The sequence below is a fragment of the Bradyrhizobium sp. AZCC 1693 genome (assembly GCF_036924745.1).
Taxonomy (GTDB): Bacteria; Pseudomonadota; Alphaproteobacteria; order Rhizobiales; family Xanthobacteraceae; genus Bradyrhizobium.
On sequence record NZ_JAZHSD010000001.1, the window covers coordinates 3946082 to 3971479 of the forward strand.

The window sequence follows — 25398 nt, forward strand, 5'->3', positions numbered from 1 at the left end:
TGTCGGCGAGACTCAAATCCCCTCGAACTGCAGCCGCGCCAGCCGCGCGTACAGCCCGTTCGCTGCAACCAGCTCCGCATGCGTGCCCTGTTCGACGATCCTGCCCTGCTCCATCACCAGGATGCGGTCGCAGGACAATACGGTGGCAAGGCGATGGGCGATGACGAGCGTGGTGCGGTGGCGCATCAATTCTTCCAGCGCGGTCTGTACCAGCGTCTCGCTTTCGGCATCGAGCGCGGAAGTGGCTTCGTCGAGCAGTAATAGTGGCGCGTCGCGCAGGATCGCGCGCGCGATCGCGATGCGCTGGCGCTGGCCGCCGGACAGCGTCACGCCGCGCTCGCCGAGCTGTGCCTCGAATCCATCAGGCAGCCGGCGCAGGAATTCGGTGGCATGGGCCAGATCGGCGGCGCGCTCGACTTCGGCATCAGTCGCATCTGGCCGGCCAAAGCGGATGTTTTCGCGCGCGCTAGCTGCGAACACGACCGAATCCTGCGGCACCAGCGCGATGCGCGAGCGCACGTCAACCGGATCGGCCGACTTGACCGGCACGCCGTCGAGCGAAATCGTGCCGAGTGCGGGATCGTAGAAGCGCAGCAGGAGATGAAACAGCGTGCTCTTGCCCGCCCCTGACGGTCCGACGATCGCGACTTTTTCTCCTGCCTTGACCGCGAGCGAGACGTTGTCGATCGCAAGCACGTCGGGCCGCGCCGGATAGGCGAAGCTGACATTTTCAAACCCGACGTCGCCGCGCGCAGGCTGCGGCAGCGCTGCCGGCTGCGGCGGGGCCGCGATCTGCGATTTGACCCGCAGGATTTCGAACAGCCGCTCGGCGGCGCCCGAGGCGGCCGACACTTCGCCCCAGACTTCGCTGAGCTGGCCGAGACCGGTGGCCGCGAACGCCGCATACAGCACGAACTGGCCGAGCCGGCCCGGCGTGATCTGGCCGGTCAGTACGTCGTGCGAGCCGACCCAGAGAATCGCCACGACGCTGGAGAACACGATGAAGATGATGATCAGCGTCAGCACCGCCCGCGCCCGCGTCGAGCTGCGCGCCGCCTCATAGGCCTGCTCGACCTCGCCGCCGAAGCGGGCCGTCGCCATCCGCTCGCTGGTATAGGCCTGCACGGTCCTGATCGCGCCGATCAGTTCGGAGGCGTAGGCGCTGGCGTCCGCCAGCGTATCCTGGGCGTTGCGCGACAGCCGCCGCACCCAGCGCCCAAACGCGACAAGCGGAATCACGATCAGCGGAATCGCCAGCAGCACGAAGCCCGACAATTTCGGGCTCGTGATCACCATCATGGCGGTGGCGCCGATGAACAGCATCATGTTGCGCAGCGCGATCGATAGCGACGCGCCGACCGCGGATTTGATCTGGGTGGTATCGGCGGTCAGCCGCGACACCAGTTCGCCCGAGCGCGCGGAATCGAAGAACGCGGGCGACAGCGAGACCAGATGCGCGAACACGTCGCGCCTGATATCGGCGACGATGCGCTCGCCGATCGTCATGACGAGGTAGTAGCGCGACGCGCTTGCCGCAGCCAGCACCGCGACAATGGCGATCATGACGCTGAAATAGCTGTTGATCAGGGCGATGCCTTCGGGGCTGAAGCCGAAATCGATCATGCGCCTGACGGCGATCGGCACCACCAGCGTGGTGATCGCCGCAACCGTCAGCGAGATGAAGGCAAGCGCCGCGCGTCCGCGGTAGCGCGCGACGTAGGGTGCCAGTTCCAGCAGCGGGCGGAGCCTGGCGCTCGTCCTGGCCGGCGACTGCGTCAGCTGAGCTTCGATGAAGGCCTCTTCCTCGAGCAGGGCATCACGCCGTGGAGGCGTGGTTTTGACGTCTTCAAGCTGTTCCGCTGCGCTCATGAAATCCGACCGGTTTTGCCGCCCCCAGATAGGCCCCGCGGCCCCCTCTGGCAAATCCGGGCGATTCCCAATCAGGGCTTATACGTAGCTTGTTTTGGCGGGCGGCTTACGTTATAGAGCCGCCAAATCCCGTATCCCCTGACTTTTGCGACGGGCGCCGGCGCGCCGAAGGATATGCCATGAAAGCCGAAATTCACCCGAATTATCATACGATTACGGTCGTAATGACCGACGGGACCGAGTACCAGACCCGCTCCACCTGGGGCAAGGAAGGCGACAAGCTGAACCTCGATATCGACCCCAAGTCGCATCCCGCCTGGACCGGCGGTTCGCAGCAGCTCCTTGACCGCGGCGGCCGTGTGTCGCGCTTCCAGAAGAAGTTTTCGGGCTTCCTCAAGAAGGACTGAGGGTTTTCGGACCGCTCTCCTACCCCCGAAATGCAAAACGCCCCGGTCAGCCGGGGCGTTTTTTGTTGTGCTGTTCGCTGTCGTCATTCCGGGATGGTCCGAAGGACCAGACCTCAGGTGCGCAGTTGCGCACCGGGGAATCTCGAGATTCTCAGGTGCGCAATTGCGCACCTTAGTTCGATGCTTCGCATCGCCCCGGAATGACGGATGTAACTACTGCTCGAACGCCGCCTTCAGGCGGTTGAGCTGCGGCACCAGCGGATTGCCGATCGGGGCCCGTTCAGCAACGGGCGCGTGGATCGAGGTGTCGAGCCGGCGGACCCGCGTCTGCAGGCTCATCGAGCGCGCAATCAGATCCTGCAATTGCTGCGGCAGCTTTGCGATCATGTCCTCAGCGCCGGGATCGGCAGCCGTGAGCTTGACCTTGGTCTTTTCCCGATTGGCCTGGGTCAGCGTCATCTCGCCTTCCTTGACCGCGCGATGCAGCAGCAGCCAGGACGCGAGCTGCATCAGGCGGGTGGTGAGGCGCATGCTTTCGGTGGCGTAAGTGAGGCTGACGGAACGTTCCAGCGCCTTGGCCTCGTTGCGGCCGTCGCCATCGAGATAGGCGGCGGTTTCCTCGACCAGATCCATGCCTTCCCGGAACAGGGTTCCGAACGCCGCAGAATTGGTGAGCCGCTCGCTGAACAGAACGAGCGCGGATTCGCTTTGCGAACGGTCCGCCATGGTTAACGCCCTCACGCCACTATTTGCCCCACCGGCTGTGAACCACCGGCTTATGATGAACAAATCATTGCTCGGGCGAAGTCGAGAGTCCAGCGGCAACCGGATTTATGGTTTCCAGCGTATGGGGGCACAAAATAGCCGCGCTGCGCACAAAAAAGAGCCGCCGTTGCCGGCGGCTTTTGAAGTTGATAACAGGGAGGCGTCAAACAGAGTGGACAGGAGCCACTCGGTGTCCAAACGAGGACGATGCCAGTCATAAAGGAGAAAGCTTAATCCTTCGTAAACGAACGATTTTCTTCAGGGATTATTTGCCATGTCGGCCAGTGGCCGAGTTTTGAAATTGACTCCAGCCGCTGGTCGTCCCTGCGAACGCAGGGACCCATACCGCGTGATCTATCGAGGAGACGCGGTCAGAGACGCTCTGCGTTCTCCAACACCCGCTGTCGCTTGCTGAACCGAAGCCGTCTTCCAATGTGCCCCTTACATGGGCCGCGGCGTATGGGCCCCTGCGTTCGCAGGGGCGACAAGTTGATAGGTTTCGCCTCTTTCCCCACCGTCGTCCTTGCGAAAGCAGGGACCCAAAATCACCGGCGGATTTGATTGAGGGAAAGTCGGCCAACGGCCCTGCCACAAGGTGGGCCGCGGCGTATGGATCCCGGATCGCGTTCGCTACGCTCACTTGTCCGGGACGACGGGAGAGGAGATCGGTTTCTAGAAGTCCTACGTCTTGAAGAAACTATTCGCCGCATCCTTCGACGCGCGCTTTTTGGTGACCGCTTCTTGCAGCCGCTCGATTTCCGAATTCAACAGCGCGATGCGCTCGGTCAATTCTTCGACCGACAATAGCGAGAGGTCCTGGCCGATTTCGTGGGTGATCTTCTTCCGCGGCTTGTCGTCATCCTCGATCGCCATGCGTTTCTCCTTGCGCTGGGCGGTCCCCGGAGCGGTTGCCAGCCGGGGCCGGGCTGGCTAATCAGGGGCCGCCTTCAAATTCTTGAGCATTTCGCAAGGACAAATCATGGAAAAGCTGCCCGCGCAAATGACCGTCGTCGGCATCAGCAAGCCCGGCGGCCCCGAGGTGCTGTTGCCGGAAACCCGCGCCGTGCCCGTCCCCGGTCCGGGCGAAATCCTGGTCAAGGTGATGGCCGCCGGCGTCAATCGCCCTGATGTCGCGCAGCGCTCCGGCGCCTACCCGCCGCCGCCCGGCGCCAGCGACCTGCCCGGCCTCGAAATCGCGGGCGAAGTGGTAGCCCTCGGCGCGGGCGCGGCCAAGCACAAGCTCGGCGACAAGGTGATGTCGCTGGTGGCGGGCGGCGGCTACGCCCAATATTGCATCGCGCAAGACGCGCAGGCGATGGCCGTGCCGCCGTCGCTCTCGATCCAGGAAGCCGGCGCGCTCCCGGAAACGCTGATGACCGTCTGGCATAATGTGTTCGAGCGCGGCGCGCTGAAGCCGGGCGAAACCTTGCTGATCCATGGCGGCTCATCCGGCATCGGCACCATGGCAATCCAGCTTGCGAAAGCGTTCGGCTCGAAAGTGATCGTGACCGTCGGCTCGCAGGACAAGATCGACGCCTGCCTCAAGCTCGGCGCCGACCGCGCCATCAACTACAAGACCGAGGACTTCGTCGCCGCGGTCAAGGCGGAGACCAACAATGCGGGCGCCAACCTGATCCTCGACATGGTCGCCGGTGACTATGTCGATCGCAATTATGACGCCGCCGCGGTCGATGGCCGTATCGTACAGATCGCAACCCTCAACGGACCCAAGGTCACCGTCAACATTGCCAAGGTGATGGTGAAGCGGCTGACCCACACCGGCTCGACGCTGCGCCCCCGTACTAATGCGGATAAGGCGGCGATGGTCGCCGCAATCGAGGCCAAGGTGATGCCACTATTGCGCGAGGGACGGGTAAAACCGCTGATGGACAGCTCATTCCCGCTGGAAAAAGCCGCCGACGCACACCGGCGGATGGAGACCAGCGCACATATTGGCAAAATTGTGTTGGCGGTTTGACCGATCGCGCGCGGAGTCAAGGTGGAAACCCTTTGATTCGATTTGCTTTCATGTCATTTATCGCGGCTACGCCGACCCGTTCGCTGGGCCGGGTGAATCGTTGGTCGCGGAGTATTGACATTGCGTCTGATCAGGTGCCTGGCGCTGGTTGCGCTGGGCTTCATGATTGTTGCGGCGGCGCCTCCGGCGCACGCCATTGACGCGGTCAGCGTCCGCAGTGACGCGCCTGCCATCGATCTGACCGCCGTCCTCGACCACCAGCGCAGCGAAACCGACCGCATCCAGGTTTCGACAGCGCCGGGAACCGACGGCATCGTCCGCCGCATCGAGGTCCGCGCCCGCGAGGGTGGGCAGAATTGGGTGGTGTTCGCGCTGGCCAACAACACCGACGACCAGCTCGACCGCCTGATCGTCGCCCCGCATTATCGCATCGTGTCATCAGGTCTGTTGTGGCCCGACCTCGGCCTGTCGCGCATCGCCACCATCACGCCGTCGACCGGCGATCGTCCGGAGCGGCAGGAAAGCGCGACTGCCGACATCTTCCGCATCACGCTCGATCCCGGCGCCGTCATCACCTTCGTGGCGGAACTGCGCACCGACAAGCTGCCGCAGCTCTATCTGTGGGAACCCGACGCCTACAAGGACAAGGTCAACTCGTTCACGCTCTATCAAGGCATCGTGATCGGCATCTCCGGACTCCTGGCGTTGGTGCTCACCATTCTGTTCGTGGTCAAGGGCAGCATCATGTTCCCCGCTGCCGCAGCACTTGCCTGGGCGGTGCTGGTCTATATCGGCGTCGATTTCGGCTTCTGGGGCAAGGTGCTCGACATGTCGAACAACGCCGAGCGCGTCTGGCGCGCGGCGGGCGAAGCGATTTTGGCGGCGACGCTACTGGTGTTCCTGTTCGCCTATCTCAATCTCAGCCGCTGGCATGTGCGCTATTCCCACATCACCGTCGGCTGGCTGGCCTTCCTCGGCTCGCTGGTGGCGCTGGCGCTGTTCGATCCCGCGGTCGCCTCGGGCATTGCGCGGATCTCGCTGGTGCTGATCGCCTTCGCAGGCTTCGCGCTGATCGTCTATCTCTCGACGCATGGTTTCGACCGCGCGGTGCTGTTGATCCCGACCTGGTTCCTGCTGGTGGTCTGGGTGATCGCGGCTGGCATGACGGTCGGGGGCTCCGTCACCAACGACATCGTCGGCCCCGCTTTGCTCGGCGGCCTCGTGCTGATCGTGATGCTGATCGGATTTACGGTGATGCAGCACGCCTTCGCCGGCGGCGGCGCGACCACCGGCATCGTCTCCGACGTCGAGCGTCGCGCGCTGGCACTGACGGGTTCAGGCGACCTGATCTGGGACTGGGACGTCTCCGCCGACAAGGTGTTCACGAGTCCCGAAACCGAAAGCCTGCTCGGGCTCAAACGCGGCACGCTGGAAGGTCCCGCCGCGAAATGGCTCGAGGTGCTGCATCCGCTCGATCAGGATCGTTTCCGCGCAGCGCTCGACAGCGTGCTCGACCAGCGCCGCGGCCGGCTGGTGCAGGATTTCCGCCTGCGCACGCCCGACGGCCATTTCATGTGGTTCGCACTGAAGGCGCGCCCGGTGGTCGGCTCCGACGGCGAGGTCTCGCGCGTGGTCGGAACGCTCACCGACGTCACCGACATCAAGAACGCCGAAGAGCGCATGCTCCATGACTCCGTGCATGACAACCTCACGGGCCTTCCGAACCGCAAATTGTTCATGGACCGCCTCGGCGCGGTGGCCAATTTCACCAAGAGCATGCCGACCCTGCGGCCGACGCTGATGGTGATCGACCTCGACCGCTTCAAGCAGGTCAATGATTCCGTCGGCATCGCGGTCGGCGACTCCATCCTGCTGACGCTGGCGCGGCGGCTGACGCGCATCCTGAAACCGCAGGACACGCTGGCGCGGCTGGCCGGCGACCAGTTCGGCCTGATCCTGATATCGGAACAGGACCCGGCGCGCATTACCGCGTTCGCCGAAACCATCCGCAAGACCATCCGCGCGCCGATCGCCTTCAACGACCGCGAGATCTTCCTGACCGCCTCCATCGGACTCGCGCTATCAGATCCGCAGACGCAATTGTCCGAGGAGATCATCAAGGACGCCGAGCTTGCGATGTATCACTCCAAGCGCATCGGCGGCGACCGCATCGACGTCTACAAGCCCGCCATGCGCGCCCGAAAAACCGACCGCCTGACGCTGGAAAGCGAACTGCGCCGCGCCATCGAGCGGCAGGAAATCACCATTCTGTACCAGCCGATTGTGCGGCTGGAGGACCGCTCCATCGCCGGCTTCGAGGCCCTGGCGCGGTGGGACCACCCCAAGCTCGGCCGGATGTCGCCGTCGGAATTCATCACGATTGCCGAGGAAATCGGCCTGATCGTCGATCTCGGCATGTTCGTGCTCGACCAGACCGCGCGGCAGCTTTCGGTGTGGCAGCGCGCGATGCGCTCGCGCGAGCCGATCTTTGCCTCCGTCAACGTCTCCTCGCGGCAATTGCTGCGCCACGACCTGATCCACGATATCCGCACCGTGCTATCACGCTCCTCGGTGGCGCGCGGCACGCTGAAACTGGAACTGACGGAATCGCTTGTCATGGAGAACCCGGAGCACGCGGCGCAGATGCTGACGCGCATCCGCGAGCTCGGCACCGGGCTGTCGCTCGACGATTTCGGCACCGGCCATTCATCGCTGGCCTATCTGCAGCGTTTTCCGTTCGACACCATCAAGATCGACCAGTCCTTCGTGCGCACCACCAGCCGCGGCACGCGCCCGGTGATCCTGAAATCGATCATCGCGCTGGCCCACGACCTCGGCATGGACGTGGTGGCCGAGGGCGCTGAGACGGATTCGGATGCGGTCGAGCTCTATCAACTCGGCTGCGAATATGCCCAGGGCTTTGCCTTCGGCGAGCCGATGGACGCCGACGCCGCGATGCGGCTGCTTACGGAAGAGCGGCTGGAAGCGGCGAGCTGAGCACCCTCCATACCCTCGAAAGGGCGCAGGGATGCCGGGTGCACGGTGGTCTGGTCTGGCTTGTCGGCGCGCAGCGCAACGAAACACGCGCACGAAAAACAAACACGCGGCCATTCACGTTACCGAGGGAGCGGAGCTCTAGCGTTTCATCCGTTTGAGCCGGTCGGAAAAAGAATCCCGGAGCCTGTTCGACGTTGTCGAGCGAAATATCGTCGTAGATCCAGCAGGAGTCTGGATTTTTGTCGATCCGAAAAATTTCCTGCTCGCATTTCGTGCCGTCACACGGTTCCGTCGGCTGCGTGAAGACGTAGGCGATGTTACCGTTGTTGTTAGATGCAGGAACAAGGGTAGTTCCGCCGACAATGGGTGGATTGGCGATCAGTGCGCCTACATAGAAGAACTTGGAAGCGATCTGCACAGGGTCGGCCATGTTCTTAACCTCCAGATATCACCGCAAAGCACGACATCAATTCTTACGTACCGGAACGCCGCAAGCGTCGTTTCTATCAAAGTTCAGCAATCGACCGTCGGGCCTGTACGGGCTTGTCCGGATCCGTGAGCATCTGTGCGGGTCGCGGCCGGTGATCCTGAAATCGATCATCGCGCTGGCCCACGACCTCGGCATGGACGTGGTGGCGGAAGGCGCGGAGACGGATTCGGATGCGGTCGAGCTCTATCAGCTCGGCTGCGAATATGCCCAGGGCTTTGCCTTCGGCGAGCCGATGGACGCCGACGCCGCGATGCGGCTGCTCACGGAAGAGCGGCTGGAAGCGGCGAGCTGAGCGGCCCGGCGAAGGCGACGGACCATACGCCGCGGCTTTTCTGTGAGGCGATGGGGCCAGCTGCCTTTGCTACAGCAACGCCCCGTGGTTACGGGTCCCCGACTTCCCTACGTGCGGCGTGCCGTGTCTTAGGCAACTTCCGCTTAGTCTTGCCACCAGCCCGGTTGCACCGGACGATAGTATTGGCCGCCACGGCGGCGCGTATTGCCGGTTTGCGGGGCTAGATCGCGCTGGAAATTGAAGAAGCCGAAGCCGTCGCCGCCCTGGACGTCGTCGCCCGCGATGAGGACGTCGGCCGTCGGCTGGCGCGTTATGAAGCCGCCTTGGGGCTGGTTGTTCAGCACCGCGACGAACTCGGTGCGATAGTTGGTCTCGCGGCTCAGCGGCTCGTCCGAGATGACGATCGAGGATCGCGGCAATGCGGTCGGCGCGATGCGATCGAGCACCTCCTGCGGGATGGTGATGCGGTCGAGCGCGGCTTTGGCGTTGTCGCCGTTGTCGATCGTGACCGCGGTCCAGCGCAAGCCCGCCTCGTTGCGCGCCACCGCCGTGAACACATGCGTGCCGATCGGTCTTTCGGGATTGCGGATCGTGACCGGAACCTCAATCGTCGCATCGAACACGATGCCGCCGCCGTCAGGTGCCGGCTTATGCGTGGGACGGCGCACGTAAAGCTTCTGCGTCGCGCGGCTGATGTAGATCGAGACCGGCTCGAGCGCGAGCTTCGCCTCGCTCGCCGCTTTGGCGGTGTCGGCCTTCCGCGTCTGCGCCGTCTTGGCGGCTTCCTTCGCGACGGCGGCGGCGTCGAGCTTCGATTTCGCGTCGGCCTTGGCGGTGTCGAGCTGGTTCCCCAGTTCCGCGGCCTTGGTGGCGGCCTTTTGCTTGAGGTCCTCGGCCCGCGCCTTGGCCTCGTCCGTCTTGGCGGCGGCGAGCGCCTTGTCGGCGTAGGCGAGCTCGGCGGCGGCGCGGGTCTTGAGCCCTTCCAGCTTGCGCAGCGACGCCGACAGCGACGCCGTCTCGCGCGTCGCTGTCGCGGCGGCCTTCTTCGCCTCGTCGGCCGTCTTGGCAGCCTCGGCCGCCTCGCGGGAGAGCGCCTCGGCCCTGGCCGGCGCGGCCGCGATGGCCTCTGCCTTCGGCACCAACAGCGCCGGATGGGAGAACTCGACCGGCTCGGCGTTATCAGGCGAGATGATCACCCGCATCCCGATCCGCGTCCTGTCGAACAAATTCTCGGCAAAACCAAAGGGCATCCGCACGCAGCCGTGCGAGGCCGCATATCCGGGCAGCGGCCCGCCGTGCAGCGCGATGCCGTTCCAGGTGATGCGCTGCATGTTCGGCATCTCGGCATCGTCATACATGGTCGAGCGGTGGTCCTTGTCCTTCTCCAGGACGGCGAAGACGCCGGCCGGCGTCTCGCGTCCCGTGGTGCCGGTCGATACCGGCGCGCGCATGATCCAGCCGTCGGCGTCGTAGAAAGTGACCTGCTGGGTCTTGATCGACACGATCGCCATGATCGGCTCGCCTGCATCGCGCGGCGCCGTCGCCTCGGTGGGGGGCTTGGGGCGCGCCTCTTTCGCCGCAGCGTCGGCGGTCAGCGCCGTCAGTGCGGCCATCACCGCGAGCGTCACAATGGCAGGGGAACCCCAACGCCACATCGCCATGGTGGATCGCGCCGCTGTAAATCGATTCACCATGCCATGCCCCGGTTGAAATGCCTGTCCGCGCCTGCCTCGATCAAGTGTCAGATCGCGACTTTTGGGATCAACTAACCGCCGCCACCATCCACGCCGCCAATTCGCTCGCGGGACTATCGGCATGTTCCGCTGGCAATTCTTTCATATACGACAGGCCGCGTAGCCGGAAGGGTGGCTCGCTGAAATTGGCACTTTTTGGACGTGCAGCATGAAGCGAGACGACGTCTACTCTACAGCTAGATTTAACTCAGGCAGCCAGCACCATCATCCGCTAATCCTTGGCTCGCAATATGCTGATCCGCGTTTCGTCGACGAAACTCTGGATGTCCTGACCGGGCCGGCGGAACAGATTACGTTCGACAATGAGCGAACGGCCGCTGACCGTCTTGGTGCAACGCTCCTTCAGGTAGACGCCACCCACCGGCTGGTCTCCTGCTTCAGGCCGACCTTCACTGCACGTCCAGCCTTCCGGGCCGTAGCGCGATCTGGCCTGTATCCCGAGCAGAAACGCCTTCTTCCGGATATAGAGACGCGCCTTCGGATCGGTCTCGATCTGCAAACCGGCGACGTGCCCGGTATCGTCGATCAGCAAGGTCAGGATCGCAGGATGGCCCGCCACCATCGTGCCGTCGCGGCTGGTCGAGGGATCGTAACCAAATCGGATCGCCCGTGTTCCACTCTTCTCGACAGGACAGTCGTGCCAATCCTTCCAGCCAGCCAGTGTTCGCTTCGGATCCGCCGCGCAAGAAAAGTCGACGTAGCCGGACTCCGCCAGTTCGGTCGCGGCCATTCCGAGGCGAATGTCGCGCAGATCGCTGCCGCCGAACTCTTCCGCCCGTGCCGGAGACTGCGCAAGTGCGACGCCCTGCCAGACAAGCAGGCCCGCGGCAAGAACGCCCGATAGCGTTAGTCTGTCCATCACTGGCCCTTCCCCGTGCTGGCGGTCGCATGATCCGGCTGCTGCGGCTGTGCCTTGTAGACGTCGCAGACCCGCGACGTGCTTGAGAAGAAGGTGACGCATTCCGCGTAAGTGGGTTCGCCGGCTCCCTTGATGTGAGCGATCACGTAGTCGGCGACGGCTTCGATATCCTTCGGGCGCAGAAACGTTCCGCCCTCGGGCGGCATCTGTGCCCCCGCGTCCTGGAGGTTCATGCCGTGGCATTTCACCTCATCGTAGGCGCCGCGCATGAAGAACGGCATCCCGGTGCCCGGCCGCCCGCAGCCGACGGTTTCAATGATCTGATCCCGCGTCAGCTCGGTCTTGCGCAGCGACAGCGCATCACCGCCGTAGCCGCCGCCGCCATTGCCGTGCCATTTGTGGCAGCCAATGCAGTTTGCGCGACTGAACACCGCCTTGCCGGCATTGGTCGGATCCGAGGCTGGCGGCTGCGCCGACTGACCGTAGGCAGCGGTTAGCATCGAAAAATTCAGGGCGACGACGCTCGCGAGCAGCATGCCCGCCGGCGCGGTGAGTCTGTTGAAGATCATCATTGCGTCTCTTGCCGAGGAAGCGGAGGCCCGCGGTTGACGGGCCTCCACTTTCGAGAATGTCAGAGCGAGAATACGTAGAGCATCGATCCCGGCTGTATCTTCTTCAGTTCGGGCGTCGAATCGATGAACCACTTGTCCCAGGCGCCGCCGAGGCCGACCAGAATGGCGACGTACTGTTTGCCATCGACCGTAAAGGTCATCGGCGGTGCGTTGACGCCGCCGCCCGTGTTGAACTCCCAGAGCTTCTGCAATGACTTGGCGTCAAGCGCCATCACTTCGCCGGATGGCTGACCGGTGAAGACGAGGTCGGGAGTCGCAAGGATGCCGCCCAGATTGGGGAACGGCGTTTCCATTTTGCCGGCGATCTTGCCGGTGGTTACGTCGATCGCCGTCACGCTGCCGGTGATCTTGACCGGCTGGCTCGGGCCGCCGCCGGTCCAGAACTCCCGTGGTTTCAGTTTTTCCGGCGTCATCACCTCAACTTTGATGCGATTGCAGCTCTCGATCACAGGGATGTACCAGAGCTTGAGATCCGGATTGTAGGCCGTCGGCGGCCAGTTCTTGCCGCCCATGTTGCCGGGGCAGATGTCGGTTTCCATGTTGGTGCGGCTTGGAGTCACCGACGCGATATAGGTCTGCACGGCCTTGTTCGGGTCATACTCGATCGGCTTGCCGCTCTCCGCGTCGAGCCCTTTGGTCCATGTGACTTTCTTCACGAACGGGAGGCCCCAGACGAACTTGCCGGTGGTGCGGTCGATCGCATAGGCGAAGCCGTTGCGGTCCGCTTCGAGCGCGAGCTTCCGCGGACCACTGGGCCCGGGGATATCGACCAGCACGTTTTCCGCCACGCTGTCATAGTCGTAGGGGTCGTTTGGCGTGTGCTGATAGTGCCACTTGATCTTGCCGGTCGTGGCGTCAAGGGCCAGCGAGCTGTCGGTGTAGAGGTTGTCGCCCGGCCGATAGGCGTTATCCCAGTCCGGTCCGGGATTGCCGGTGCCCCAGACGATGGTGTCGGTTGCGGGATCGTAGGTGCCGGTTACCCAGGTCGAGCCGCCGCCGGCGGCAGCCGCGTTGTTGCTGTCTTTCCAGGTATCGCTGCCGGGCTCGCCCTTGCCTGGGATTGTGTGGGTGCGCCAGACCTCCTTCTGGGTCGTGAGGTCGGTGGCGGCGATCCAGCCACGGATGCCGTACTCCGCACCCGCGACGCCGGTGATCGCCATGTTCTTGACGATCAACGGCGCGCCGGTGATGACCTCGCCCTTGTCCGGATCGGCCACATTACGCTGCCACGCGACCTGGCCGGTTTCCTTGTTGGTCGCGATCAGCCGGCCATCCAGCGTGTGGGAAATGACGAGATCCCCCCACAGCGCGACGCCGCGATTGTCGACGCCGCAGCACGCCACAGCACCAGCCCAGTCACGGTCCGTCTTGGGATCCATCTTCCAGACCAGCACGCCGCGGCCGCCATGCGCATCGATCTTGTAGACGGAGCCCCATCCATCGGTGACGTAGAGAAAGCCGTTCTCGGCAATCGGAGTGCCTTCCAGCCCGCCATGGCTCCAGATACCACCGCCTTCGATGCCGCCGAGATGCATGGTCCAGGCGACCTTCAGGTTCTTCACGTTATCGCGGTTGACCTCCTTCAGACTGGAGAACCGGTGACCCGAGTAATTTTGATGATGATGAAGCCAGTTGCCCGGCTCCTTGTCGACGTTGAGCAGCCGCTCCTGATTGACCTGGTCTGCAGCGAAGACTGACGGTGCGCCCATCCCGCTTGCGGCAGCACCTGCTACGACAAGCAGACAGGCTCGCGTCAACATTTTAGTGTGACCTGAAGATCGCTCCATGAGTAATGCCCTCCCTGTTGGCAAGTTCTTGTGGCAGTTCATGTTGGATTGAACGTCCGGCATATCCGGGCGTTTCGCTGTCGGGCCCCATTCAGCGGGCTTCAGCAGCCCGCTGTCGCGATCACGGCGTTCGCGAAATCTGCACCTCCGTTTCCTTGGTTCCGGCTTTCTGGAAAACGACGGCGCATGTGAACCTCTCGCCGTCGACGAGCTTCTGCCGCGTCTGCAGCAGCATCACGTGATATCCGTCTCGCTTGAGTTCGACCGTCTTGTTCTCTGGAATCGGAATCGACTTGACTTCGCGCATGGCAGGCGCGCCTTCGCCGCGATCGACGGTGTGTTTTTCGGAGAAATTCGCGAACGGACAGCGGACGCGCAGTATCGCGTCGGCCTCAGTCGCATCGTTTCTGATCGTCATCAGCAGCGGGAGATCGATACCAATCTCGTCGGACGCGGGTACCCGGGCGCTCGTCACCTGAAGTGTGTCGCCTGCAGCAGCGAAACCGGGCGTCAGCCCAAGACCAGCACCAAGTCCGGCAACAAGTCCGAGCGCGAGAAACCGGGATCTGTCGGGCAGCGGAGCCCACCCTGCCCGATCAAGAGCACCATCAAGGCTCGATGTCGCTGTGGCGGTCATCGGCTATCGCCGCGGCCGTCAGAGATTTACAGGCGTGGGACGCCCAAACGACCATGTCGTCGGAATCATCGGCGGCCATCCTCCCACTATCGATTTTCTTCTTGTCTTTTTAGTTGCGCCCCAAGGAGAACCAGATCATCCCAAATTGAGGCGACGGTAGGGCCGGTGTTTGGAAAATGATTCCAACAGCAACTGGTCCACCGTATTCCATACCAATCGATATCCTGCACGGAACACCGGCGCTGCATGCGCCGGTGTGAGCGGCACGCGCTCACCGCCGCACCGGCATCTTCTTGAACTTCACGCTCTTGCCGTCCGCCTGCCGCGTCGCGATGTAGCCGGCCTCGAGACAGGCCTCGCGCTGCGGCATCTTCTCCTGCGGGCTGCGCAGCGTCTCCCACCATGATGCGCGGTGCGCGGCGCGCGGCAGGGCTGCATCGATGATCTCCTCGATCTGTTCGAAGCTCAGCACGAATTCGGCGCGCTTCTGCGCCCTCAGATAGTCCCGCAACGGATCGTAAACGTGCACGCGTGCCCTCAATGGTGATTTGCATAAAACCGTCGGCGCCGGCAACCAGGCGTTAACTCTCTATCATATCGCCGTCGCCGCCTGAGGCCGCAACCATTTATCCGGCGCATACCGGAAGGTCTGGAGCGGATGATGCTGTTCGGACGGCAAAGCGACTTGGCCAGGAAAGATTCCGGTCAGAAAGGGCTGGTTCGGGAAAGACTCCGGCCGCCGGCCCTGGCGATTGTCCGGGAAGCTGTTGATCGCGTCGTCGATCGCGACCGTGATCGGCTTCTCCACGATTTGCGCCAGCGTCATGCTCGACATGCGCCGCGGCGAGGAAGCGCTCGCACGCCAGACTCTGGAAAATCTCGCAACCGGCATCGATGCCGATACCGGCCGGAAGATCGAACTCTATGACCTCGCGCTGCGCAACGTCGCCAGCAATCTGGTGATACCGGAGATCAACGGCGTCAGTATAGAAATCCAGCACCTGATCCTGTTCGATCATGCCGCCACCGCCAAGCGTCTCGAAGTTCGCTCATCCGGATCTACGAAGTCTACTCGATGATAGATGGTGGGCGGCGCAAGCGCGCCTTTGCCTACCCTACGAAGCTGTCCGCTTCGCCGCGACGATGCCCCACGCGGCGATCGCCGCCATCAACAGCGAGATCAGCACATTGTAGCCGGCGAGCGAGAGGCCGAGGAAGCGCCACTGCACCTCGTCGCAGCGGATCACCTTGACGGTGTCGAGGCGCTGCAGCAGCGTGCCGGCGCTGCCGAGATCGGCGACCGGCCCGGAGCAATCGGTCGGGCCCTGCCAGAATTGCCACTCGACGCCCGCGTGATAGGCGCCAAGCCCGGCATTGGCGAGCGCGGCGAGCGCGAGGATGGCAAGGCCGGCCAGCAGGACCGGGCGTGGCGCCCCGCGGGAAGCGGCGAAGGCGACGACGAGGCCGAGCGGGAGAGCCAGATAATAGGCGTAGCGCTGTTCGAGGCAGAGCGGACAGGGCCGGATGTCCAGCACGAGCTGGAAGAACCAGGCGCCCGCCAGCGTAACCGCCGCGATGAACGCAATCGCCAGCGCTGCGACCAGCGCGGGATCGGCGGAAAGGCGCGCAGGCGACCAATGGGCGGCGGCGTTGAGCGTCACGGTCGTCCTCCCGGAGCATCACGATGCTCAAAACCAGACCATAGCGTCCTATCCCGACGCCACTAAACTGTCGAGGCAGGCCACAATCACATCCGCGCGGGTTGACCCGCGCAGGCCGCCCGCTATATTCCCGCCCGCTTCGCCGCACCGGCCCTCCGGCCCGCGACCGAAGGCCCCTGTGGCGGAACTGGTAGACGCGCTCGACTCAAAATCGAGTTCCGCAAGGAGTGCTGGTTCGATTCCGGCCAGGGGCACCACGCTCGTATTCATCCATCCATGGTTGTATCTCGAGCGGGCATGCAGCGTCATGGCAAAATGTTGCGTGCCGCATCTGCCCTGGCTCAGCCGTTTAGCGAGACGCTCCCTCTCCGCCAATCGCGCGGTCCAGGGCGTCGATCAGCACCTGAATCTCGATGAACTTGTTGCGGGCCCGTTCGGCCTTGTCACGGTCAAACGGCGCGGCCAGCACTTTCGCATGTGTGTCCCTATCCTCGATCATGCGTTCACGGGCTTTCTTCAGCGTTTCAAGTCGCTCGCTCATTTTGGTTTCTTTCAAGAGAGGAATCGGCGCCACGCTGTCAGCGCGAACCCCATGCGTACACCGATCCAGCTGCTGGCACCATCGATCAATGGCGCGGCGTCGCGGCTGCACGATCAACCCAGCGGCGCCGCCGCAGCCGTCGCCCATAACGGCATGATCCATATCATTGGCGGCCTCTTCAACACGTTTGAGTACAACACCGATCTTCACCACGTTTACCTGCCGTCGCTCGACACATGGAAGGAGCGCGCGCCGCTGCCCACGGCGCGTTCCGGCCACGGTCTCGTCGTCTACCGCGACCGCTTCTTCGCAATGGGCGGCGAATACGGCGTGCAGGATAGAGGTCAGATTTCGCAAGCCGCCGTATTCGGGCAGATGGAGAGTTACGATCCGCAGACGAACACCTTGTCTCATGCGCCGATGACGACGCCGAGGCACGCGGTGGGCGCCACGACCATTGACGATGCCATCTATGTTGCGGGCGGAGGAGCCGTGACCGGCGGCTCGGTCCAATCGTCCGTGCACGAAGCTTTTACGCTGGCCGCTTGACCACGTCCGCCACCGCCATTGTCAATTCAGTATTGCAAAGCCGCGTTGTGCTGCGTTGTGACACTGCATTGAACTCTGCACGCGGGAACCTTCAACCCGTTCGGTAATACTACGGGTCAGAAAACACGGCTCTGCCGCAGTTCATCCGCGAAATGTCCACATCCCGCTTCTATCCGACCGGCCTTCTCACCATGGATGGAAGTTGATGCGATATCTTTTCGCCGCCGTGATTGCTGTGCTTGTGGTTACGGTGGATTTTGAACGTTCCGACGTCCGGTCAGTGTGGACGGAACCCTCCTTCGTCGTTGCCCAAGCGCAATCGGAACCCGCCACGACATCGAACAACCAAACTGGAACCGTGGCCGCGTCGGCTGAGTATTCGCAAGCGTTGGACGCGACGAATATTGTCGGCGCGCCATACGAGGCCGCAACGGCAACCGATGCCGCAGCTCATGCAGCAGCCTCGTTCCATGACGAGTCCGCGTCACCGAATCCGGTCTGCGAAGCGGTCAAGACTGCGGCCGAGGAGAACGATATCCCGATCGGATTTCTCGCGCGCCTGCTGTGGCAGGAAAGCAGGTTTCGTGCCGGAGAGGTCAGCTCGGCAGGCGCGCAGGGCATCGCGCAATTCATGCCGCAAACGGCGGTCGAAATGGGATTGAGAAATCCGTTCGACCCGCTGCAGGCGATCCCTGCGTCGGCCAAATTTCTTCGCAAGCTTCACGATCAGTTCGGAAATCTCGGGCTTGCGGCGGCCGCCTACAATGCCGGCGGGGGCAGGATTCAGAAGTGGCTCTCACGCCGCAGCACGCTCCCTAAGGAAACGCGCGCTTACGTCAAGATCATCACCGGCCACAAGGCAGAAGCGTGGACCGACGAAGAGAATACCGTCTACATGCCGACCGACCTGCCGCAGAAAGCGCCATGCGAAGGCGTCGGCGGCCTGTCGCGGCAAGACCAGATCGCCGCTGTCAATGTCGACCTGACGCCTTCCGCCAGCGCGCTGTTGCGCAAGGCGGAGGCTGACGAAGCCGAGGACAAGAAGAACGCAGCTGCCAGGAAACTGCGCGTGGCCGCAAGTTCGATGGCTGCACGTGGCGGCGTGGCATCCCGAAGGACAAATGCCCACGCTGTGCTGCTGGCTAGAAAGGGATCGGCGCGCAAGCCGGGGAAACAGGCCGTCACGCGTCTCGCGTCAGCTTCTTCGGGCCGCACGAAGTTATCGAGGGCGGCACGGGAATTGTAGTGGCCGATCTGTCGCCAAACGAAAGAAGTCCGCGGCGACGCGGGCTTCCTTGTCTCGGAGCTTCGCCCGCCACATCCGAAACCCTGGCCTCACGCCTCCCGGTACCAGCTCGCGAGCTGCCACAGATCGTTGTCCCAGCCCGAGATATGCGCGGTCAGCTTGGCGCCGAGCGCCGCCACCCGGGTGCGGGAGATGATGGGCTGGATGTAATTGTCCGACACGACGAGGTCGTTGAGCCTGATGAACAGCGCCGCGCGCTTCACCGCGTCGAGCTCCTGTTCGACCTGCTTGTAGATCTCGTCGTATTCCTTGCTTTGCCAGCGCGAGACATTGCGCCCCTGCCACTTGTTTTCCTTGTTCGCCACCTGCCACGACACATACTGGTTCATGAAGAACTGCGGATCGGCCTGCGGCATGGTGGTGTTGTACATCTGCGCGTCGCAATAGAAATGCGGGTAGGTGTCGGGATTGCCGGTGTCGGAAGAGAAGAACACCGATCCCACCACCGACTTCAGTTCGACGTCGATGCCCGCTTTCTGGCACGCCTGCTTGACGATGGACTGGGTCTTCTGCCGGGGCGCATTGATCGAGGTCTGGAATACGAACTTCAGCGGCTTGCCGTCCCTGGCGCGAATGCCGTCGCCGCCCTTTTTCCAGCCCGCGGCTTCGAGGATCTGGTTGGCCTTCTCGATGTTGAATTCGAATTTGGTGTTCTTCGACCGGAAGCGCGGCGGGTTGTTGAGGAAGTTCGCGGTGGCCAGCGCCGTGCGACCATAGATGAATTTCTCGATCGAGGCGCGATCGATCAGGAGATTGATGGCCTGGCGCACGGCCGGATCGCTGAACAGCGGATGTTTGGTCTTGATGCTGGCGCGCTCGCCATCGACTTCGACCGCAGGATCGGTCGAGTTGAGCTGCATGAATTCGACATTGCCTGACGGCGTGATGTTGATCCTGCCCTTTCCGAGGGCTTCCATCTTCAGCAGGATCTCGTCTTCGACCTGCATGTTCCAGGCATAGTCATATTCGCCGGTCTGCAGCACCGCGCGCGCCGCCGACACCGCGTCGCCGCCGCCCTTGACCTCCACCTCGTCGAAATGCGGCCGGTTGGCGACGTGGTAATTGGGATTGATTTTTGCGCGAAGCATGTCGCCCGGCTTGAAATCCACGAACAGATAAGGGCCGGTGCCGACCGGCTTCAGGTTGTTCGGCGCCTCGCGCGACCTGGCGCCGACGTAATCCTTGAACAAGTGTTTTGGGATGATCATGCCGTAGGCGCTAACAAAGGCATCGGCCCAGAATGGCGTCGGCTTGGCAAAAACGATGCGGACGGTGAAGTCGTCGATCTTCTCGACCGTGATGTCCTTGTAGCTGCCGATCGAGACCGACGCGGTCTCCGGCGTTTTGGCATATTCCCAATTGAAGACGACATCGTCTGCCGTGAACGGCATGCCGTCATGCCATTTGACGCCGCGTTTCAGCTTCCAGATCACCGAGCGGCCGTCCTCGGCCAGCCCGTCATTCTCCTTGCTCGGAATTTCGGCCGCGAGGATCGGAACCAGGTTGCCGTCATTGTCCCATCCCGCCAGCGGCTCGTAAAATATCCGGGAGCCTTCCTGGTCCTTGGTGCCGACGGCGAAATGCGGATTGAGCAGGGTCACGGCCTGCCAATACATCAGCTTCAGCACGCCGCCGCCGCCGGCCTTGGCCGGCTTGTAGGGAAGCGGGGTCGCAGCCATCGCCACCCCGGACTGGCTCAGCATCATCCCGGCGATCGGCGCCGAAAGGCCCGCGGCGATCATTCGCTGGACAAAGGCCCGCCGCGACAGCCGGCCGGTCTTGACGTCTGCAATCAGGTCTCGAAGTTCCCGCTCTTTCATGGGGCCGGCTCCTTAACTGTGCTGAATGTCTCGTCGCGCTCGATGCCGGAAATGGATCAGTTCGGCGCGAACCTGTCAAAGCAGGATCCGGGCCATCCCGTCATGCCGGGTCAAACCGAGACAAGGTGTCGCGGCGTCAGCCGGCGATGGGGAGCACGCCCACAAAAAAGCCCGCGTAGCTCGCGGGCTTCTCTGTCTCATCAGCGTCCTTACCAGCCGCGATAGCCGCCGCTGCCGAAGCTGAAGGTGACGCCGGGGCCACCGCCATAGTAGCGGGGACCGTAATAGCCGTACGGGCGCGGGGCATAGTAGTTGTAGCTCCCGTAGTACGGCCGGTAATGACGGTGGCGCCAGTGGTGATGGTGATAGCCATGCCAATGGCGATGGCGGTATTGCGCGCTGATGTCGGTCGGGGATTGCGTAGCAATCCGGGATTGCGCGGCATCCGTCGAAGATTTCGACTTCACCGCATTGTCGGCGGCGTAGGCGGAGCCCCCCATCAACGCGGCGGCACCAACGGCGAACACGATAGCTAGCTTCTTCATCATCGAACTCCAGTAGAACGTGTGAAGGCTAACCGGCCCGCGCGCGTGACGTTCCGGCGTGCGACATAAAGACCGCGATCGCCGCTTGAACGAATGTTCATGAAACTGAACGGGTTCGATCCAGCACGCACCCTGTTGATTGACAAACTCTTGGACGCAGATGTTCTGAACAATTGACCATCGCGAAGCTCGCGTTGGTTTCGGCGGCATATCAAGCCCACGAAACCTCCGGTTTCCACTTCCAGTTTCCAGCTTGCAATTACACCCGTTCCGGTTCAGACTTGTACTTCATTTTTAGAAGCAACCATTAATTGCCAGCGACTCCAGCGGTGCCGCTTACCAGCCGGCCGGAGGATATTATGGGCAGTTGTTTTGTCATTATGGGCTTCGGCGAGAAGACCGACTTCCAGTCGAACCCGCAGCGTGTTCTGAACCTGAACAGAACCTACGAAGACATCATCAAACCGGTCGTGGAAGAGGCCGGCCATATCTGTGTTCGCGCGGACGAGATCATCCATTCCACCGTTATCGACAAGCCGATGTACGACAATCTGCTTTCGGCGGATCTGGTCATTGCGGACCTGTCCACCGCGAACGTCAACGCGGTGTATGAGCTCGGCGTTCGTCACGCGCTGCGGCCACAACGGACAATCGTGCTGGCGGAGAACAATTTCAGCTTCCCGTTCGATCTCAATCATCTCAGCATCCTGAAATACGAACACCTCGGAAAGGAGATCGGGTTCAAGGAGGTGATGCGCGTCAGGCAGGAACTGACAAAAAAGATCACGGCGCTGATGGACAGTCCCGAGCCCGACAGCCCGGTCTTCCTGTTCATCCCCTCGCTTCAGCCTGCCAGCCTTCCCAAGGCGCCGGCGATCGCAGCCGCGGCGCCGCCCGCGCCTTCCTCTGCGCCGATGGACCAGGAGCAGAAGAGCTTCGCCGAACTGCTCGCAAGCTTTCGCGCCGCGAGAGACCAAGTCAAGGCGGCCGAAGACTGGGCTCTGCCGTTGGCCCTCCTGAAGCGCCTGAAGGCGATGCAGCCTGACGACCCCTACATCCTGCAGCAGTTGGCGCTCGCAACCTACAAATTCCAACAACCGGACAAGAAGGCATCGCTGATCAATGCAAAGAACATCCTGAGCGCGCTCGTGCCGCAAACGTCGAGCGATGCCGAGACGGTCGGGCTGTGGGGCGCCATCCACAAACGGCTATGGGACGCGACCGAAGATCGGGAACATCTCGATGAAGCGGTGCGGGCCTATTCGAGAGGCTACTACATCAGGACAGACTATTATAACGGCATCAACTACGCATTCGTGCTCGACGTTCGCGCGTCCCGTAGCGAGGGTGATGAGGCTTTGGTGGATCGGCTTCTCGCGCGACGGGTCCGTAAGGACGTCCTGAAGATTTGCGATCGTCTGTTGCAAGCTACATCCGTTGCTGCTGAACCGGGGCTGAAGCACTTCGGTCCCGGCCCCGGCGGCGACGAACCGTTCTGGATCGGAGCAACGAAGGTTGAGGCTTTATTCGGATTAGGCCGCAGGGATGAGGCGGACCTTCTCAAAGTCCAGATTTTTGCCAAGGAACGCGAGCGGCTTGGCACGGCGAGTTGGAATGAGGCCAGCCTGAACGACCAGTTGAAGAAACTGGGCGAGCTATTGCCGCCCTAACGGGCTCGAAACACGACAGCAATCGGATCGACAAAATGGCTGATCTCAACGGGCAAGCAGAATCTTCGGCCGCAAAATCGCGCAAGCTGCTGGCACTCGATGGCGGCGGAATCCGCGGCGTGATGTCGCTCGAAATCCTGCGCAAGATTGAACGGGATCTGGCGACGGCCACCGGCAAGGGCGCGTCATTCCGCCTCGGAGATTTCTTCGATTATATCGGCGGCACCAGCACCGGCGCCATCATTGCGGCCGGCCTTGCGATGGGAAAGTCAGTTCAGGAACTGATCGATTTCTACATCGAGGCGGGACCGCTGATGTTCGAAAAATCATCCCTGATCGGCCGGCTGCGCAGCTTCTATCAGGCCGATCCGCTGCGCAAGAAACTGAACAGCGTGTTCGGGGAGCGCACGCTTGGGGAAGAAGACCTGCGTTCGCTGCTGTTGGTCGTCACACGAAATGCAACGACGGATTCGCCGTGGCCCGTCTCCAACAATCCCCTTGCCCGATATAACGATCGCACCCGTGCGGACTGCAATCTGCAGATTCCGCTGTGGCAGCTGGTGCGGGCAAGTACCGCCGCACCGGTCTATTTCCCGCCCGAAATAGTCGAGTGGGATAAAAACGACCCGACAAAAACCTTCTTCTTCGTCGACGGCGGCGTCACGCCTTACAATAACCCGGCCTTCCTGCTGTTCCGGATGGCGACGCTGCCGCAGTACCGGCTGAACTGGCCCACCGGCGAGGGCCGCATGATGCTGATTTCGGTCGGCACGGGATCGGCGGCGGCGGTCAGCCGCGACCTCAACGCGCGCGGACAATTGGCGCCGGTCAACGCCGCGCACCTGCCCGGCGTGCTGATGGGTGGCGCCGCGATCGACCAGGACATCAATTGCCGCGCTATCGGCCGCTGCGTGTTCGGCGCGCCGATCGACCGCGAGATCGGCGACATGATTCCGCGGCGGCCGGATCCGCTCAAGGGGGATGTCATTCCGCTCGAAGAAGATCGCGGCCGCCAGTTCCTTTATGCCCGCTACAATCCCGATGTGAGTCGAGACGGCCTCGATGCCCTGGGGCTGAACGAGATCGATCCGGATCACGTCCAGGCGCTGGATCAGATCGAGTACATCAAGGAGATGCAATCCGTAGGACGGGCGTATGCCGCGAAGTTCGTGGACGTGACGCCATTCCGGCGATTCGTGTCGAAGGACTGAGCAGGCACAACGGCCGTCTCACGACCACAGCTGCCGCGTGTCCAGCCAATGGGTCCGGCCACCCTTTTGTTGCACCTCCTGCATCAGGTGCTGGGTTCCGCCCGGGCCGTCGCCGCCTGCTCCGTTCCACAGGCAGAGAAAATCGACCTTTTCGGCGCCGTACCCCGTGGCCACCTGCAGCATCCACAAATTGTTGCGTTCGTAGGGATTTTCATCAGGCTTGAGCGGGCCAAGCTCTTCGGGCGCGATGTGCAACGCGGCCTGTGACTTCGCTGCAAAATAGCGCGAACGCCAGTCCGCATCGGCAAAGTCGACGGATTCCGCAAGAAACTTCTCTTCCTCAAACGGAAGATAGATCGCGATGCTCAATCCTCGGGCCAGCGCAGCCTCGGCGAACAGTAAATCCCCGCCACACGCGCCGCCACAAATTGCCAGATCGCCGCGCTCCACCGCGATCTGATCGAGCAGATCTCCGATCGCTCTGGCGGCGATCGGCTCCTTGTCTGCCGGGAACCGGGGCTCCTTACGGGTCGTGCTATCGATCATGTGGCCGCTGAAAAGCAGCACCTTGCGCGGTTTGATCTCGCCCGAAGTTTGAGACGCCATCACTGATCCCTCACCTTGCGCTAACGGCAAGTTTGACAGAGAAGCCGATCCTCCACAGCGCAATAAGTGCGAGCGCGGATACTAATTCTCTCTTGGCTCCGTGGCGCCAGTTGAGACAATCAGGCATCAACATGCCGCATCACGCGCCGGCGTTCGCAAGCGCCGCCGAAAGCCGCCTCCGCATCACGCGCCGGAATCGCTGGCGTTGGGATAGAACAACTGATCGCCGTTGATCTTGTAGTCGGCGATCGCCTTCTGGCCCTCCGCCGACACCAGCCAGTCGATCAACTGCTGGCCAAGATCCTTCTTGACGCTCGGATGTTTTTCCGGGTTCACCAGCATGACGCCATATTGGTTGAACAGCCGCTTGTCGCCTTCGACGGCAATCACGAGGTCGCCGCGGTTCTTGAACGACAGCCAGGTGCCGCGATCGGCGAGCACATAGGCGTTGGAGGCGGATGCGGTGTTCAGCGCCGCGCCCATGCCCTGCCCGATTTCCTTGTACCAGGGGCCCTTGTCCCTGGCGATGTCGACGCCGGCGACCTTCCATAGATTGAGCTCGGCCTGATGCGTGCCGGACTTGTCGCCGCGCGAGATGAAGTCGGCGCCCTTGGCCTTGATCGCACCGAGCGCTGCAACGATGTCCTTCGAGCCCTTGATGCCGGCCGGATCGGCCTTCGGGCCGATCAGGATGAAGTCGTTGTACATCACGGGGTAGCGCCTGACGCCAAAACCTTCGGAGAGAAATTTTTCTTCCGCCGGCTTGGCGTGGACCAACACGACGTCGGCATCGCCGCGGCGCGCGGTATCGAGCGCCTGTCCCGTGCCCTGCGCCACCACCTTCACGTCGATGCCGGTCTTGGCCTTGAACATCGGCAGGATGTGACCGAACAGGCCGGAGTCCTGCGTCGAGGTGGTCGAGGCCACCACGATCGATTTTTCCTGCGCGACGGCATGGCCGGCGAATACGAGAGCGGCGGCTGCGATCACCAGACGGCGCGTGAGCATGTTCATTTGTTATC

General features: G+C 62.5%; 24 protein-coding genes, 1 tRNA gene and 2 pseudogenes. 10 read left to right on the forward strand and 17 right to left on the reverse strand.

Features of this window, described 5'->3' with window-relative positions:
• Window positions 1–12 precede the first annotated feature (12 nt).
• Window positions 13–1869 carry an ABC transporter transmembrane domain-containing protein gene (locus V1293_RS18830; RefSeq protein ID WP_334511351.1) on the reverse strand — a complete coding sequence of 619 codons (1857 nt, stop codon included), beginning with the start codon at window positions 1867–1869 and terminating at the stop codon, window positions 13–15.
• 179 nt (window positions 1870–2048) lie between these two features.
• On the opposite strand from V1293_RS18830, the gene rpmE reads away from it, so the two are divergent.
• On the forward strand, window positions 2049–2276 hold the full coding sequence (rpmE, locus tag V1293_RS18835; protein ID WP_108514241.1) for a 50S ribosomal protein L31: 228 nt from the start codon (window positions 2049–2051) through the stop codon (window positions 2274–2276).
• Window positions 2277–2489: 213 nt separating this feature from the next.
• Here rpmE and rcdA read toward each other — a convergent pair whose 3' ends face one another.
• Together rcdA and V1293_RS18845 are read right to left on the reverse strand one after the other, a co-directional pair.
• A complete protein-coding gene (gene rcdA / locus V1293_RS18840; RefSeq protein ID WP_334511352.1) occupies window positions 2490–3002 on the reverse strand; it encodes a protease adaptor protein RcdA in 513 nt (170 codons plus the stop codon).
• Between the two features lie 720 nt (window positions 3003–3722).
• Entirely contained in the window at window positions 3723–3914 is a 192-nt protein-coding gene (locus V1293_RS18845; RefSeq protein ID WP_334511353.1) for a DUF1192 domain-containing protein, read from the reverse strand.
• A gap of 106 nt (window positions 3915–4020) precedes the next feature.
• On the opposite strand from V1293_RS18845, the gene V1293_RS18850 reads away from it, so the two are divergent.
• Window positions 4021–5019 (forward strand): NAD(P)H-quinone oxidoreductase, encoded by a 999-nt coding sequence (locus tag V1293_RS18850; RefSeq protein ID WP_334511354.1) that lies wholly within the window; start codon window positions 4021–4023, stop codon window positions 5017–5019.
• A gap of 120 nt (window positions 5020–5139) precedes the next feature.
• The gene (locus V1293_RS18855; RefSeq protein ID WP_334511355.1) at window positions 5140–8016 is read left to right on the forward strand and encodes an EAL domain-containing protein; all 2877 of its coding nucleotides are present in this window, start codon (window positions 5140–5142) and stop codon (window positions 8014–8016) included.
• Here the strand turns inward: V1293_RS18855 and V1293_RS18860 are convergent.
• Window positions 7985–8446 carry a hypothetical protein gene (locus V1293_RS18860; protein ID WP_334511356.1) on the reverse strand — a complete coding sequence of 154 codons (462 nt, stop codon included), beginning with the start codon at window positions 8444–8446 and terminating at the stop codon, window positions 7985–7987. The two genes, V1293_RS18855 and V1293_RS18860, sit on opposite strands and share 32 nt — an antisense overlap.
• A gap of 139 nt (window positions 8447–8585) precedes the next feature.
• On the opposite strand from V1293_RS18860, the pseudogene V1293_RS18865 reads away from it, so the two are divergent.
• A pseudogene (locus V1293_RS18865) lies at window positions 8586–8798 on the forward strand (EAL domain-containing protein); the annotation flags it as partial.
• A gap of 143 nt (window positions 8799–8941) precedes the next feature.
• Here the strand turns inward: V1293_RS18865 and V1293_RS18870 are convergent.
• The 7 genes from V1293_RS18870 to V1293_RS18900 all read right to left on the reverse strand — a co-directional run bounded on the left by V1293_RS18870 (window position 8942) and on the right by V1293_RS18900 (window position 15293).
• The gene (locus V1293_RS18870) at window positions 8942–10492 is read right to left on the reverse strand and encodes a L,D-transpeptidase (protein WP_334511358.1); all 1551 of its coding nucleotides are present in this window, start codon (window positions 10490–10492) and stop codon (window positions 8942–8944) included.
• A gap of 271 nt (window positions 10493–10763) precedes the next feature.
• Window positions 10764–11411 (reverse strand): hypothetical protein, encoded by a 648-nt coding sequence (locus tag V1293_RS18875; protein WP_334516788.1) that lies wholly within the window; start codon window positions 11409–11411, stop codon window positions 10764–10766.
• Window positions 11411–11911, reverse strand: coding sequence for a c-type cytochrome (locus tag V1293_RS18880; RefSeq protein WP_334516790.1), 501 nt, complete (start codon window positions 11909–11911; stop codon window positions 11411–11413). Before V1293_RS18880 ends, V1293_RS18875 begins: the two co-directional genes overlap by 1 nt.
• Before the next feature lie 131 nt (window positions 11912–12042).
• Window positions 12043–13752 carry a PQQ-dependent dehydrogenase, methanol/ethanol family gene (locus V1293_RS18885; protein ID WP_334511359.1) on the reverse strand — a complete coding sequence of 570 codons (1710 nt, stop codon included), beginning with the start codon at window positions 13750–13752 and terminating at the stop codon, window positions 12043–12045.
• A gap of 199 nt (window positions 13753–13951) precedes the next feature.
• The gene (locus V1293_RS18890) at window positions 13952–14467 is read right to left on the reverse strand and encodes a copper chaperone PCu(A)C (protein ID WP_334511360.1); all 516 of its coding nucleotides are present in this window, start codon (window positions 14465–14467) and stop codon (window positions 13952–13954) included.
• A gap of 271 nt (window positions 14468–14738) precedes the next feature.
• Window positions 14739–14996, reverse strand: a complete 258-nt coding sequence (locus V1293_RS18895; RefSeq protein ID WP_334511361.1) for a DUF7662 domain-containing protein — start codon at window positions 14994–14996, stop codon at window positions 14739–14741.
• Between the two features lie 63 nt (window positions 14997–15059).
• Window positions 15060–15293, reverse strand: a complete 234-nt coding sequence (locus V1293_RS18900) for a hypothetical protein (RefSeq protein WP_334517081.1) — start codon at window positions 15291–15293, stop codon at window positions 15060–15062.
• On the opposite strand from V1293_RS18900, the pseudogene V1293_RS18905 reads away from it, so the two are divergent.
• Window positions 15220–15501 (forward strand): annotated as a pseudogene (locus tag V1293_RS18905) (GGDEF domain-containing protein); the annotation flags it as partial. The gene V1293_RS18900 and the pseudogene V1293_RS18905 sit on opposite strands and share 74 nt — an antisense overlap.
• Before the next feature lie 81 nt (window positions 15502–15582).
• Here the strand turns inward: V1293_RS18905 and V1293_RS18910 are convergent.
• Window positions 15583–16128 carry a disulfide bond formation protein B gene (locus tag V1293_RS18910; protein ID WP_334511362.1) on the reverse strand — a complete coding sequence of 182 codons (546 nt, stop codon included), beginning with the start codon at window positions 16126–16128 and terminating at the stop codon, window positions 15583–15585.
• 172 nt (window positions 16129–16300) lie between these two features.
• Here V1293_RS18910 and V1293_RS18915 point away from each other — a divergent pair.
• A tRNA-Leu gene (locus tag V1293_RS18915) sits at window positions 16301–16385 on the forward strand.
• Between the two features lie 92 nt (window positions 16386–16477).
• Here V1293_RS18915 and V1293_RS18920 read toward each other — a convergent pair.
• On the reverse strand, window positions 16478–16669 hold the full coding sequence (locus tag V1293_RS18920; RefSeq protein ID WP_334511363.1) for a hypothetical protein: 192 nt from the start codon (window positions 16667–16669) through the stop codon (window positions 16478–16480).
• A gap of 51 nt (window positions 16670–16720) precedes the next feature.
• Here V1293_RS18920 and V1293_RS18925 point away from each other — a divergent pair, with 51 nt between their 5' ends.
• Window positions 16721–17218, forward strand: coding sequence for a hypothetical protein (locus V1293_RS18925; RefSeq protein ID WP_334511364.1), 498 nt, complete (start codon window positions 16721–16723; stop codon window positions 17216–17218).
• Window positions 17219–17606: 388 nt separating this feature from the next.
• Window positions 17607–18464: a lytic transglycosylase domain-containing protein gene (locus tag V1293_RS18930; protein ID WP_334511365.1), complete on the forward strand. Its 858-nt coding sequence runs from the start codon at window positions 17607–17609 to the stop codon at window positions 18462–18464.
• A gap of 89 nt (window positions 18465–18553) precedes the next feature.
• Here V1293_RS18930 and V1293_RS18935 read toward each other — a convergent pair whose 3' ends face one another.
• Window positions 18554–20344 carry a peptide ABC transporter substrate-binding protein gene (locus V1293_RS18935; protein WP_334511366.1) on the reverse strand — a complete coding sequence of 597 codons (1791 nt, stop codon included), beginning with the start codon at window positions 20342–20344 and terminating at the stop codon, window positions 18554–18556.
• A gap of 209 nt (window positions 20345–20553) precedes the next feature.
• Entirely contained in the window at window positions 20554–20889 is a 336-nt protein-coding gene (locus V1293_RS18940; RefSeq protein ID WP_334511367.1) for a hypothetical protein, read from the reverse strand.
• A 359-nt stretch (window positions 20890–21248) separates the two neighbouring features.
• Between V1293_RS18940 and V1293_RS18945 the strand changes: the two genes are divergently transcribed.
• Together V1293_RS18945 and V1293_RS18950 are read left to right on the forward strand one after the other, a co-directional pair.
• Window positions 21249–22559 carry a TRAFs-binding domain-containing protein gene (locus V1293_RS18945; protein WP_334511368.1) on the forward strand — a complete coding sequence of 437 codons (1311 nt, stop codon included), beginning with the start codon at window positions 21249–21251 and terminating at the stop codon, window positions 22557–22559.
• Window positions 22560–22594: 35 nt separating this feature from the next.
• A complete protein-coding gene (locus V1293_RS18950) occupies window positions 22595–23770 on the forward strand; it encodes a patatin-like phospholipase family protein (RefSeq protein ID WP_334511369.1) in 1176 nt (391 codons plus the stop codon).
• Between the two features lie 18 nt (window positions 23771–23788).
• Here the strand turns inward: V1293_RS18950 and V1293_RS18955 are convergent, their stop codons facing one another.
• Window positions 23789–24376, reverse strand: a complete 588-nt coding sequence (locus V1293_RS18955) for a hypothetical protein (protein WP_334511370.1) — start codon at window positions 24374–24376, stop codon at window positions 23789–23791.
• A gap of 183 nt (window positions 24377–24559) precedes the next feature.
• On the reverse strand, window positions 24560–25384 hold the full coding sequence (locus V1293_RS18960) for a substrate-binding domain-containing protein (protein WP_334516792.1): 825 nt from the start codon (window positions 25382–25384) through the stop codon (window positions 24560–24562).
• Between the last annotated feature and the right edge of the window lie 14 nt (window positions 25385–25398).

Bases quoted from the DNA above. Each gene is read 5' to 3' on its own strand.
- V1293_RS18925 (WP_334511364.1), top strand. From the start codon at position 16,721: ATGCGTACACCGATCCAGCTGCTGGCACCATCGATCAATGGCGCGGCG.
- V1293_RS18830 (WP_334511351.1), bottom strand. From the start codon at position 1,869: ATGAGCGCAGCGGAACAGCTTGAAGACGTCAAAACCACGCCTCCACGG.
- V1293_RS18950 (WP_334511369.1), top strand. From the start codon at position 22,595: ATGGCTGATCTCAACGGGCAAGCAGAATCTTCGGCCGCAAAATCGCGC.
- V1293_RS18875 (WP_334516788.1), bottom strand. From the start codon at position 11,411: ATGGACAGACTAACGCTATCGGGCGTTCTTGCCGCGGGCCTGCTTGTC.
- V1293_RS18890 (WP_334511360.1), bottom strand. From the start codon at position 14,467: ATGACCGCCACAGCGACATCGAGCCTTGATGGTGCTCTTGATCGGGCA.
- V1293_RS18960 (WP_334516792.1), bottom strand. From the start codon at position 25,384: ATGCTCACGCGCCGTCTGGTGATCGCAGCCGCCGCTCTCGTATTCGCC.
- V1293_RS18900 (WP_334517081.1), bottom strand. From the start codon at position 15,293: ATGACGCTGGCGCAAATCGTGGAGAAGCCGATCACGGTCGCGATCGAC.
- V1293_RS18850 (WP_334511354.1), top strand. From the start codon at position 4,021: ATGGAAAAGCTGCCCGCGCAAATGACCGTCGTCGGCATCAGCAAGCCC.
- rpmE (WP_108514241.1), top strand. From the start codon at position 2,049: ATGAAAGCCGAAATTCACCCGAATTATCATACGATTACGGTCGTAATG.
- V1293_RS18920 (WP_334511363.1), bottom strand. From the start codon at position 16,669: ATGAGCGAGCGACTTGAAACGCTGAAGAAAGCCCGTGAACGCATGATC.
- rcdA (WP_334511352.1), bottom strand. From the start codon at position 3,002: ATGGCGGACCGTTCGCAAAGCGAATCCGCGCTCGTTCTGTTCAGCGAG.
- V1293_RS18870 (WP_334511358.1), bottom strand. From the start codon at position 10,492: ATGGTGAATCGATTTACAGCGGCGCGATCCACCATGGCGATGTGGCGT.
- V1293_RS18935 (WP_334511366.1), bottom strand. From the start codon at position 20,344: ATGAAAGAGCGGGAACTTCGAGACCTGATTGCAGACGTCAAGACCGGC.
- V1293_RS18880 (WP_334516790.1), bottom strand. From the start codon at position 11,911: ATGCTAACCGCTGCCTACGGTCAGTCGGCGCAGCCGCCAGCCTCGGAT.
- V1293_RS18955 (WP_334511370.1), bottom strand. From the start codon at position 24,376: ATGGCGTCTCAAACTTCGGGCGAGATCAAACCGCGCAAGGTGCTGCTT.
- V1293_RS18845 (WP_334511353.1), bottom strand. From the start codon at position 3,914: ATGGCGATCGAGGATGACGACAAGCCGCGGAAGAAGATCACCCACGAA.
- V1293_RS18860 (WP_334511356.1), bottom strand. From the start codon at position 8,446: ATGGCCGACCCTGTGCAGATCGCTTCCAAGTTCTTCTATGTAGGCGCA.
- V1293_RS18945 (WP_334511368.1), top strand. From the start codon at position 21,249: ATGGGCAGTTGTTTTGTCATTATGGGCTTCGGCGAGAAGACCGACTTC.
- V1293_RS18940 (WP_334511367.1), bottom strand. From the start codon at position 20,889: ATGAAGAAGCTAGCTATCGTGTTCGCCGTTGGTGCCGCCGCGTTGATG.
- V1293_RS18885 (WP_334511359.1), bottom strand. From the start codon at position 13,752: ATGGGCGCACCGTCAGTCTTCGCTGCAGACCAGGTCAATCAGGAGCGG.